Genomic DNA, 4772 nt, shown 5'->3' with positions numbered 1-4772 from the left:
TCCGCTATCAGTTCTTCTCTGGCTTCATCGAAAGAGCGACAAGCCTTTTTAGTTTGTTTTTCCAACGTATCCAGTTCCTCCTCTACATAAGAGTTGACCTGTCGCTGAATGGTTCTATTATCACTTTCGATTTGCTCTATTAGCTGACGAGAACTGGGTGAGAGAGACAATAGATTTATCATGCGATAGTGAATGCTCTGAATATCCGAGTAAAAGTTTGTCAACTGCTGTTCATACTGCTTTTTAGTTGCTCGGAGTCTGTCTTCCTTATCTTCTATCTTAACAATCTTACGCCAAATCTCTGTGCGCTTTTCTTCATTTCTATCTGCCATTCCTTAGTGACTCCATCTCTTCGCTTGCTCTATATCACGTTTTTCAATCCTATGAGCAATTTCTGGAAACTTATTTGCTTGGGTCAAAACAGCTGAACTAAAATCACTGACCGCCTGAAGCATTTGATTGCAGGTCTGACGTCCCGCTTCCATTCCAGTGATTCCAGATGTATATGAAAATTCTACCTGCTGATTTTGCTTGTCGCTCGTTTCATACCCGACCAACTCATTAATAGCCGCCTCTGCTGCTATCGTGCTAGATTTTATCTTTCCACCCATACTTCAAACTCCCCTTATTAATTATATATTGACCATATCATAACATAAAAATAGTACGATTTCAAAATAAATTATAACGAACTAAAGGGCAATCTTATCCTTAAAAAAACTTTATCCTTCAGTAAAATATATTGATAGAGATGCTACTAGGAATTTTGAAAATCCGTTTTCTGATACCTTATATTTTGTGTTTACTGGGAAGTATTCTTATTATCAAGATTTGTCCTTCTCTCATTATAAAACGAAAAAGACAAACCCTAGAAAAATTCCTAGGGCTTGTCTTATACGTCAAAATGAACTAAATTTTTACTGACTTTTACAACTCTGTCCGATTTTCAATAGCTCGTAAGAGTGTGACTTCGTCCGCATACTCAATGTCCGCTCCCACAGCGAGGCCTCGTGCCAGACGTGTGACTTTGATACCAGCTGGTTTGAGCAAACGTGAAAGATACATGGAAGTTGCTTCTCCATCTGCTGTGGCATTGGTTGCTACGATTACCTCTGAAACTTCACTCTCCATAAGACGAGTCATAAGGCTCTTGAGATTGATATCATCTGGACTGATACCATTCATGGGAGAAATGAGTCCATGTAAGACATGATAGAGCCCATGGTATTCTTGGATGTTCTCCATAGCCGCCACATCGCGACTATCCTCGAGAACTAAAATGGTTGTCTGGTCACGACTTGGATCGGTACAGATAGAGCAAGGATCGTCATCAGTCAAACGACCACAGATGGAGCAATAGGTCAGCTCTCTCTTAGCAGAAAGGAGGTTTTTGGCAAATTCATTGACATCGTCATCAGACATTCCAATCGTATAAAAGGCCAGACGTGTAGCCGTCTTAATCCCGATACCCGGCAACTTGGAATAACTGTCAATTAGTTTAGCTATAGGCGTTGGATAAAGCATAAGTTCCTTTCTAATTCATTGGATGATGTTGGTTATAGAGGTTGATAATGTCGCGCGCAATGGAAGGTCCGACACCATTTGTAAGATTGGTGTTATGAGGGAAGACTACTGCAACAGCGATTTGAGGATTATCTGATGGAGCGTAGGCCACGGCATTGGTATTGGTTGCTTGCTGACCATCTGCCACATAACTTTCGGCTGTACCCGTTTTTCCGCTAATAGATACAGCTGCACCATTTGAAAAGGCACGGCCAGTTGTCAATCCACTAGTCCCATGGGCAACCTGATAAAAACCTTGTTGCAAAATACTCATATCGGAGGCGGATATATTGACCTTATTCATCTCTGACGGTTGCAGTTGTTGAATCAGGTCCCCCAATCCTCCTTTATCATTATTGCCATAAATTCCCTCAACAATACGGGGAGCCATACGGACACCATCATTTGCAATAGTTGCTACATACTGAGCTAATTGCATTGGGGTATAGTTATCAAACTGACCAAATGAATTTGTAATATAATTAGCAAGATCATAATCTTTAGGAATAAAGCCGGTGGATTCATCTGGTAAATCAATACCTGTAGCTGATCCCAAACCATACTCACCAAAGGTTGAACGTAATTTCCCCATAGCCGAGTCTAAATTTCCAATTCCTGCAATCATATTCGGTTGATAAGTCAATCCCATAATCCCTAAAGCTGTTTGGACCATATAAGTATTAGATGAATACTCCAAAGCTTGAACTGCCGTAATCGGCATTGGCCCAGAAAAGGCAGTATACCACGAATTGATAGGGGGTGAACCTTGGAAGACAATGGACTGATCCGTCAAGGTCTGGTTCCCTGATAAGACTCCATTCTCCCAACCGGAACTGATGGTTGCAGCCTTAACGACAGAACCTGGTACAAAAACATTGGTTACCGTTCCCAAAGAATCAGGCGTCAACTCTCCCGTTTTCAGATCATGTTTAATTCCTGACATGGATAAAACTGCACCTGTTTTGGGGTTCAAAGCAACTGCATAGACACCTTCAGAATACTTAGCTCCTCCATTTCCTAGTTCGGAAGTGAAATAACTCTTAAGAAGATTGTCCACGCTATCTTGGAAGGCCAAATCGATGGTCAGTTTGATATTGTTCCCTTTGGTACCATCTTCAATATTTTCGACACTTTCCATATTGCCATACTTATCTAGATGAATTTCCTTCACCGAGCGTTTACCTTGCAAGGTTTCTTCATATTGTTTCTCTAGATAAGAGGTGCCAACCCGATCATTTAGAGAATAGCCCTTTTTAATATAAGCATCAGCTTCTTCAGCTGGGAGACCAGCTTTTTCACCGGATACACTTCCCACTATAGAAGAGAGCGAAGTCTCTAGAACCTTTCGATCCCACGTGGTTGAAATACTGATACCAGGTAAATTCTTAGAAGCCGAAGCAATCAAGGCAATCTGTGTATCTGTCAAGGAATCTGTCGCAATGGCTCCTGTCTCAAAGTTTCCAACAGCATTTAACTGGCTAAAAAGATAGATTTCTTTCTTATCATCCTCTGTATAGTTTAACTGACTCGTTTGGACACTATCGACCGCATTGTTATAGAGTTCTGATTCGGATAGACGATTGCCATCTGAATCAAGACGTTTCTCACGTGGTAAGCTTTCCACTACTTTCTTATAGACATCTTGATCTGCTAGATAATAGTCCGCCAACTGTCGGTCAGTCAATGTTGGAGAAGTAACTCCTACATAGGCTAACAGCTTCTTGGCTGTTTCTTTTAAATCTGCAGCCGTCATTTTGTTGTTTCGAGTAAAGGAAACAACTTGTTTCACAGTATTTTCAACTAAGGGCTTGCCACTGGCATCATAAATTTCACCTCGAGCTGAACTAGTAGTCACCTTTGTTTTACTAGCCGATGCTAGTTTTGTCTCATAAAAACCCTTGTTCAAAACCTGCATATAAAGCAGGCGACCAATAATGGTCATAAAGAGTAAAATGATGATTGAAAACAATAAATTAAGCCGAATCGGAATCGAATGGCTGTTAAATTTCCTCATACAAATCAGTCTCATTTCTATTTAAAATCTTACTCTTCATTGTACCATAATTTAAGAAGAAATTTTGGAAAAGAAGGGAGCTTTTCCCATTTTACAGGAAAATACGATTTTATTTATCCATCCCTACATTATATGATATAATAAATGTAAAAGTTCGATGACTCAGTCTTTTTCCAATATGACTCATTTAAAGGAGCCTTCCCTATGGACAAACCAGATATAGCAACCCTCATTGATTCTCACTTCGAAGAAATGACAGACCTAGAGCAAGAAATCGCTCGCTATTTTTTGCAAGCTGAAACCATTGCAGATGATTTATCTTCTCAGCAGGTCACTCAAAAATTACATATCTCTCAAGCTGCTCTGACCCGCTTTTCTAAAAAATGTGGTTTTACAGGCTATCGAGAATTTATTTTCCAATACCTGCACCAAGCAAAGAAACAGGACACTCATTCTCACAAACATAGTCCTTTAACCAACCGAGTTCTTCGAAGCTACAGTAATATGCGAGAACAAACACAGGGCTTGATTGACGAAGAACAACTGGAACGAATCGCCCAGTTAATCGAAGATGCTGATCGTGTCTACTTCTTCGGAACAGGGAGTTCTGGCCTTGTCGCTCGTGAAATGAAATTACGCTTTATGCGTCTAGGTGTGGTCTGCGAGGCTTTGACCGATCAAGATGGTTTTGCTTGGACAACCAGTATTATGGATGAGAATTGTCTCGTACTCGGTTTCTCACTTTCTGGCTCAACTCCTTCTATTTTAGATAGTCTATTAGACGCGAAAGAGATGGGGGCACAGACTGTACTTTTTTCAAGTGTTCCCAATAAAGATAGTCAGGCCTATACAGAGACTGTTCTTGTAGCCACACACAGCCAGTCATCCTACATCCAACGTATATCCGCTCAACTCCCTATGCTCTTCTTTATCGATTTGATTTATGCCTACTTTTTGGAAATCAATCGTGAAAGCAAGGAGAAAATTTTTAACAGCTATTGGGAAAATAAAAAACTCAATGGCTATCGTAGACAAAAACGTGTAAGAAAATCCTAGTTTGGTCTAGCCAAACTAGGATTGTTTTGTCTTTATACTCTTCGAAAATCAAATTCAAACCACGTCAGCTTCGCCTTGTCGTACTCAAGTACTGCCTACGGCTAACTTCCTAGTTTGCTCTTTGATTTTCATTGAGTAT

5 protein-coding genes are annotated in these 4772 nt (G+C 40.3%); 1 reads left to right on the top strand and 4 read right to left on the bottom strand.

Annotated features, from left to right (window positions below):
- From HMPREF2613_RS10775 to pbp2b, 4 genes are all read right to left on the bottom strand, one after another.
- The coding region (locus tag HMPREF2613_RS10775; protein ID WP_070480387.1) for a hypothetical protein at positions 1 to 332 on the bottom strand (332 nt) is incomplete at its 3' end.
- A gap of 3 nt (positions 333 to 335) precedes the next feature.
- Positions 336 to 611: a hypothetical protein gene (locus HMPREF2613_RS10770; RefSeq protein WP_049491527.1), complete on the bottom strand. Its 276-nt coding sequence runs from the start codon at positions 609 to 611 to the stop codon at positions 336 to 338.
- A 316-nt stretch (positions 612 to 927) separates the two neighbouring features.
- The gene (gene recR / locus HMPREF2613_RS10765) at positions 928 to 1524 is read right to left on the bottom strand and encodes a recombination mediator RecR (RefSeq protein WP_049487334.1); all 597 of its coding nucleotides are present in this window, start codon (positions 1522 to 1524) and stop codon (positions 928 to 930) included.
- 10 nt (positions 1525 to 1534) lie between these two features.
- A complete protein-coding gene (gene pbp2b / locus HMPREF2613_RS10760) occupies positions 1535 to 3592 on the bottom strand; it encodes a penicillin-binding protein PBP2B (RefSeq protein ID WP_083279279.1) in 2058 nt (685 codons plus the stop codon).
- A 189-nt stretch (positions 3593 to 3781) separates the two neighbouring features.
- On the opposite strand from pbp2b, the gene HMPREF2613_RS10755 reads away from it, so the two are divergent.
- Positions 3782 to 4633, top strand: coding sequence for a MurR/RpiR family transcriptional regulator (locus HMPREF2613_RS10755; protein WP_049491524.1), 852 nt, complete (start codon positions 3782 to 3784; stop codon positions 4631 to 4633).
- Positions 4634 to 4772: the final 139 nt, after the last annotated feature.

Origin of the sequence: Streptococcus sp. HMSC070B10, assembly GCF_001808665.1 — a bacterium.
In the GTDB taxonomy this organism is placed as follows: domain Bacteria; phylum Bacillota; class Bacilli; order Lactobacillales; family Streptococcaceae; genus Streptococcus.
The sequence above is the reverse complement of the archived record's forward strand: the minus strand, read 5'-3'. Positions and strand labels throughout refer to the sequence as shown.